The sequence below is a fragment of the Acrocarpospora corrugata genome (assembly GCF_009687845.1).
Lineage (GTDB): Bacteria > Actinomycetota > Actinomycetes > Streptosporangiales > Streptosporangiaceae > Acrocarpospora > Acrocarpospora corrugata.
Window position 1 is genome coordinate 186,128 of sequence record NZ_BLAD01000045.1, and the last position, 6,000, is coordinate 192,127.

Below are 6,000 nucleotides of genomic sequence, written 5' to 3' on the forward strand. Positions count from 1 at the left end.
GTAGACCTAGTCGCTGCTGATCCGCAGCGGCAGAGTTCCCCAATGCAGGCGGAAGCCGTCCAGTTCGGCAGGGTCCACCGCGAGCCGCAGCTGGTGAAGCTCGCGGGCGATGCGCTCGAACATGATGCGAGCCTCAAGACGGGCCAAGGACGCGCCCAGGCAGAAGTGGATTCCGTGGCCGAAGGCGATGTGCCGAGGGACGTCTGAGCGGTGGATGTCGAACATGTCCGGATCGGAGAAGACCTCGGGGTCCCGGTTCGCGCCCCACAGGGACAGGCCGACGCGCTCGAACGCCGGGATCGTGCCCCCGGCGATGTCGATCTCGCGGAAGGTGAAGCGAGGCGGGACGATCTCGACCGGCCCGCGGAACCGCATCGTCTCCTCGACGACCGCGTCCGCCAATGACGGGTCGGCGAGCAGGTCCTGCCACTGCTCAGGATGGGTGAGCAGAAGCCGGATGCCGTTGACGAGGACGTCGACCGTGGTCTCCTGGCCGGCGATGAGCAGGAGCTGGATCATCGCGACGAGCTCGTCCCGGTCGAGGGCGTCACCTTGGGCCTCCAAGGCGACGAGCTCGGAGAGCATGTCGTCCTGCGGGACCGCTCTCCGGCGCTCGGCCAGCTTGTCGATGTAGGCGGCGAAAGCCATCGTGGCCGCGGCATCCTGGTCGGCCGCGGACACGATGGTCGCCGACCAGGCGCGAAACTGCGCCCGGTCGTCCTCGGGGATCCCCACTAGCTGGGCGATCACGTTGACCGGCAAGGGATCGGCCAGCTCGGCCACTCCGTCGAAGGTGCCCAGCCGGAGCGCACGGGCGACCAGCTGGTCCGCGACGTCAGCGATCCAAGGCTCCAGCCGCGCGACCGTCCGTGCCGTGAAGGCCTTACTGACGAGCCCGCGCAGCCGGGTGTGGTCGGGTGGATCCAATTCGATGAGCTGGCGCGCCGCGATCCGCTGGTGTGCCTCCGGCAGGTTCTGGGCCTGATGCCTGCGCACTTCGTGCCCGATCGCCGGGTGCTGCAGGCCGTCCAGGACGTCGGCATGGCGTGCCACGATCCAGAGCCGGTTACCGGCCGGATCGACCTGGGGGACGGGCCGGCCGGCGGCCCGCACGCGCGCGTAGAACGCGTGCGGGTCGTGGCGGGTGTCAGGCTCCCACAGCTCCGACGGCCTGAACTCAACAGTCACGTGCCACCTTCGATGAGGTCATGGTCGTGGATCCTGAAAGCCTGCCGGCCGAATCAGCCGACGGCGGTGGCCGGGTACTGCCCGACGATCTCGGAGGTCACCTCGTCCCCGTCGACAGTTCCGGTGACGCGGACCGTGACCTGACCCGCGGCGACCCGCGGCGCCCGAACCGAGAAGGACTGGTACGCGGACTTGCCCGGGGCGATGTTGGTGTAGGCGCGCGTGCCGTAGGGCGTCTCCATCACAACGTCCACGGGGCTGTCATGATCGTTCACCACGCGCACCGCCACGTAGGCCGTACTGCCGATGAGGCGCGACTCGGCGGTGACCGTGGCCGGCACCTCCGCGCCCGGTGCCAGCTCGCTCCGCGCGCTTTCCGCGGCCGCCACCACCGTGTCCCGCTGCTCGCCGGTCAGGCTCCCCGCCGCCACGAACGCCGCAGCGGTCTCGGCGACCGTGGCGACGAACGCCGCGTGGGTCTTGAACGGCGCGTTGTCCCAGACCACGTCGAGGAAGGTCAGGCCATCGGTGCCGGGCGACTGAACACCGGTGACCGGGACGTCGTAGTTGGGCAGCCCGTCGTTGCGCTTCACGTTCGGAACGCCGGAGTCGATGCTGCCGAAGACGATCTTCGGCTCCACCCGGCGGAAGTACGCGGAGTGGGCCTGGGTGTCTCCGACGTACCACGGGCGCAGGGTGAACCCATGCGTGGCGAGGAGCTGGTCTCCCGCCGCGCTGGTCCCGGCCGCCGTGATGGCCGCCCGGGAGTAGTCGCCGTCCCGCTTGAGGTAGCGGTAGAGCGTCAGTTCACGGTAGGCGCCGCTACCGGGGTTGCCGACGATCGGCATGAGCAGCGGACCCCACATGATGGACTGGGTGTCCGGCCGGTCGATGGCGCGCTCGATCCGGATGCTGAACGGCATCGAGATGTCGATGACGTCCCCGGTGTGCCAGTTGCGGCTCAGGGTCACGTAGGTGCCCGGAACCGGGGGCTGGATCGGCGCCACGGCTCCGTTGATCCGTACGGTGAAGCCGTTCCGGACCCAGGCGGGAACCCGCAGCTTGATGTTGAGGGGACCGTTGCCATTGACGGTGAGCTTAGTGGTGGACTGGCGGGGGAAGCTCGTCTCCTGGGTGACGGAGAAGCCCTTCTCCTCCCAGGTCACGGTCGACGGCACGAAGAGGTTGACCCAGAGGCTCGAACCGTCGGCGGACTTGAAGTAGACGGTGTCCTGGTACTTGGTGTGGTTCTCCACCCCGGTGCCGCCACAGCAGGTGCCGGTGTTGCCATAGGACCTGTTCGCGCCCGGCGTCAGGGGCTGGAAATAGGTGACCTGCGGGTTGCTGGTGCTGGTCGCGTCGGCCCGCGATCCGGCGATCTGGTTGAAGAGGGCTCGCTCGTAGTAGTCGATGTAGGCCGGGTCCTGCGTATGGAAGAACAGGTTGCGAGCCAGCTTGGACACGTTGTAGATGGAGCAGGTCTCCGCGCCGCCCTGGGCGATCGCGTTGGCGATGTTGTCCCGGTTCTGGAACATCTCGATGTTGTTGTTGGAGCCCGGGAAGTTTCCGCCGGTGCCCCCATGCGAGAACATGCGGTGCGGGACGATCATGCCGAAGAAGTTCTTCGCGGCCTTGAGGTAGTCCTGGTCGCCGGTCTGCTCGAAAATCCGCATGTAGCCGGTGAAGTTGGGCACGTGCTGGTTGACGTGCAGCCGGGTCGGACGACGCCGGCCGATGGCGGCCGGGTTGGTCACCACGAGAATGTCCCGGTTCTCGACGGTTGCGCCGAAGAGAGACTCCCGGTTGTCGAAGCACTTCGCCGTCTGAAGGTGCTTGGCGTCACCCGTCAGCGCGTAGACCTCCGGGAAGATCTCGTTGGCGCCGCCGAACTCACCGGCGATGTAGGTGTCCCACATGTAGTTCAGGTTGTCCCTGGTGATGGGTCCCTGGTACTGCGGGTGGTTCTTGTCGCCGACGGTCAGGGCAAGGTGCGCCCAATCCGCCATCTTGATGACGACTTCGCGAGCCTTCTCGTTGCCGGTCAGGTAGTAGGCGTCCAGCAGACCCCGCATGATCTTGTGCTGGGTGTACCAGGGCGCCCAGACGTTCGAGGTCAGGTTGCCGCCATAGACGGCGAACCGAGGCGGACCCATCCGGATCACGGCGTCCTCCGGGATGGCCCCCAGGTAGCCGGGATGGGTGGGCACCCAGAGCCCCACGGGGGTCTGCGAGATGGCGACGATGCCGGCGTCGCGGTGGTTCGGCGACGCGTCGAGCGCGGTCGCTCCGGTTTCCTCGTCGAAGCGGTACCAGGCGATGTTCCCGCCTCCGGTGGAGCCCGCGGCGGAACTCTGGAGGGACGTGATCTCCGCCTGGCTGAGGGCCCGGTCGAAGATGTGGAACTCGTCGATGGTCGCGTTGAGGAACGCGTCGCCGTACGCGGACCGGCCGATCCAGACGTTGCCCGGGACGCCGAGGTTGGTCGGGTTGAGGGTCATGGCGGGGTTCGTGCCGACCGGTGCGCCGTTGACGTACATCGTGCCGACAGTGCCCGCGAGGGTGACGGCGATGTGCACCCACTGCCCGGTCGGCAACGCCGTCGTACCGTTGATCTGCTGTTCCTGACCGCTGCCGCCGACGGTGATGCCGAACCTGGGCGGGTTTCCGGTCACACCCGCGCGAGCGGTCAGGAACATGTTCACGGTCGTGTTCTGACCGAAATCGAAAACCCTGCTCCAGTTCTGCGCCGCGGCCAGATTGACCCAGGTCGCGATCGTGAAGTTGGTGAGCTGGGACACCGCTTCCTGGGGAAGGCGTAAATGCTCCGCGTTGCTGCCGCCGTTGAGGCGCAGACCGTTACCGAAGCGTCCCGCGACCCGGCCGATGACGGGCTGCTCCGGCTCCTCGGGCTCGCCGGTACCGCCCATCCGCGCGGTGATGGCGGTCTGGCACTCGGCCAGTTCGTTGACCATCCAGTCGAGCTTGTCCTTGAAGACCTGCTGGCCCTGGTCCGCGTAAGCCTGGGCAAGGGCGCTCATGTAGTGACCGGCCCAGTGCCCGCTCAGCAGCCCGCCGTCCTCCCAGCCGCCTGGCACCTGCAAGCCCGCAGGGTTCGGCCGGCCAGCCTGGTTGTTGAAGAGCATGAGGAAGCGGCGTTCGTCGAACGCCTGCAGGTACGCCTTCATCCGGTCGCGCTTCTCCTGCAGCAGACCGGCGTGCATGCTGACCTCGCGCAGCCAGAACGGCCTGATCGCGGTGTTGCTTCCTGCACCGACGTACGGGATATCGGCCAAAGACTCAGCCATCGTGTGGGCTGTGGTCTCCGCTGCGGACGCCGGAACAGCCTTTGCTGTCGCGGCGAACGCCACCCCGATGGCTGATGCGCGCACGAACGTGCGGCGGCTGACTCCTGGCTTCTCGGACGCTGTCATGGCCCGTCTTCCCTTCGCTTGCAAGCTTGGGCCCTCGCATGAACGCGCGATCTCTTACCGTCGCAAAATGTTAGCGTTAACATTATCGGCCGTACCGCTCCCTTCCACACCGCTCCTTGGTGTGATAGGCCGTGCCTTCCGGCAACAAGCTTCGGGCAGGACAGTATTGAAGCGTGGATCGTGCGCCGCGCGGCCCCGACGCAGCACCTGAAGCCGCGCGAAGCCGCTCATCCGAGGGGACATCTGATGAATTGTTAGCGCTCACATGACATCGCCGACCAGAGCAGTCGGTCCAACTGTTACCAATGTGTTACGGACAGAATGCGGGTTCCGCACCTGCCGGAAGGACGCTGCGCGGGCTTGACCTGCGGATAGCCGTGATCGGCTCGTTCACCGGGGATGCGGTGATCGACCAAGCCGCCAGCAGGTCCGCCAACGGCCGGACGGATCCGCGAGTCCCTCCTGCTGATCCGTCGTCCAGACACTCACTGAGCGGGGTCAAGAAAACCTGCAAGTGTGCCTACGGCAAAACTCGGTGAGAAGACTCACGAGAAATAACTCAGACTCCACGAACTGACACGCAGAGCCCGGTGCCCACCAACCTTGGCTGTTTACCTCACCCGCCAACTCGACGAGGTGATCCGAGAGCCAACAACCTATGTCGCGGGCCTCTGATCTTGCCTTCACCACCAGGAATGGATCACCATTGAATCTGGCAATCTCAACCGCGCTTTCGTTGCCCACTGCACCAATGCCAGCGTTCCTCGAATTTCCACGATACCCGGCACGCCTGCGCCTCTTCCTTTTACAGGCGAGTGAGAGGCACAACCCAGGTCAGGCGTATAGTCGCAAGCCCAGGACCAACGGAAGATCTCATCGGGCGGGTAGAACTGCGTTCATGGATCCGGTAAAGCTGCAACAGGCCCTGGATGAGGTCTTCGACCAAGCCCTGCTCCACCACGGTTTCGTGGATTACATGCGCGACTACCAACTCGTGATCTACGCATCCGCCGACCCCAGAACAGGGATCGCGCCAACGACACTGCGCTACCTGTTCCGTTACTGTGTGCAGGTCAACTGCGTTACGACCGTGCCGTCCGGCATCTGGCGTGAGTCCCTCGATGACCGGCTCACCACCTACGAAACCGGCGTGGACCTCGACGGGTACGTCTGGGGAGTCAACTGGCAACTGCTCTACCCCGGGGGCACGCTCGTCGCCAACTCACCAACCGCCAGGGACTGGTCCGCAGCCCTCGGCATCGACTTCCATGAAGTCCGGTTCCAAACCAACGCGCACGACCTCACGCTGGTCTTCTCAGACCTGGGGATCCAAGAACTCCCCTCTGAATCGCAGGGACCAGAGCACAAATTCCCGATTCAA

3 protein-coding genes are annotated in these 6,000 nt (G+C 65.7%); 1 reads left to right on the top strand and 2 read right to left on the bottom strand.

Annotated elements, in window-relative coordinates; all coding sequences use genetic code 11:
* Positions 1-6: 6 nt before the first annotated feature.
* Both Acor_RS13385 and Acor_RS13390 read right to left on the bottom strand, forming a co-directional pair.
* Positions 7-1,188: a cytochrome P450 gene (locus tag Acor_RS13385; protein ID WP_155336936.1), complete on the bottom strand. Its 1,182-nt coding sequence runs from the start codon at positions 1,186-1,188 to the stop codon at positions 7-9.
* A 53-nt stretch (positions 1,189-1,241) separates the two neighbouring features.
* The gene (locus Acor_RS13390; protein WP_218034260.1) at positions 1,242-4,493 is read right to left on the bottom strand and encodes a beta-L-arabinofuranosidase domain-containing protein; all 3,252 of its coding nucleotides are present in this window, start codon (positions 4,491-4,493) and stop codon (positions 1,242-1,244) included.
* Between the two features lie 1,024 nt (positions 4,494-5,517).
* Here Acor_RS13390 and Acor_RS13395 point away from each other — a divergent pair.
* The coding region (locus Acor_RS13395) for a YxiG-like protein (protein ID WP_155336938.1) at positions 5,518-6,000 on the top strand (483 nt) is incomplete at its 3' end.

Bases quoted from the DNA above. Each gene is read 5' to 3' on its own strand.
- Acor_RS13390 (WP_218034260.1), bottom strand. From the start codon at position 4,493: ATGGCTGAGTCTTTGGCCGATATCCCGTACGTCGGTGCAGGAAGCAAC.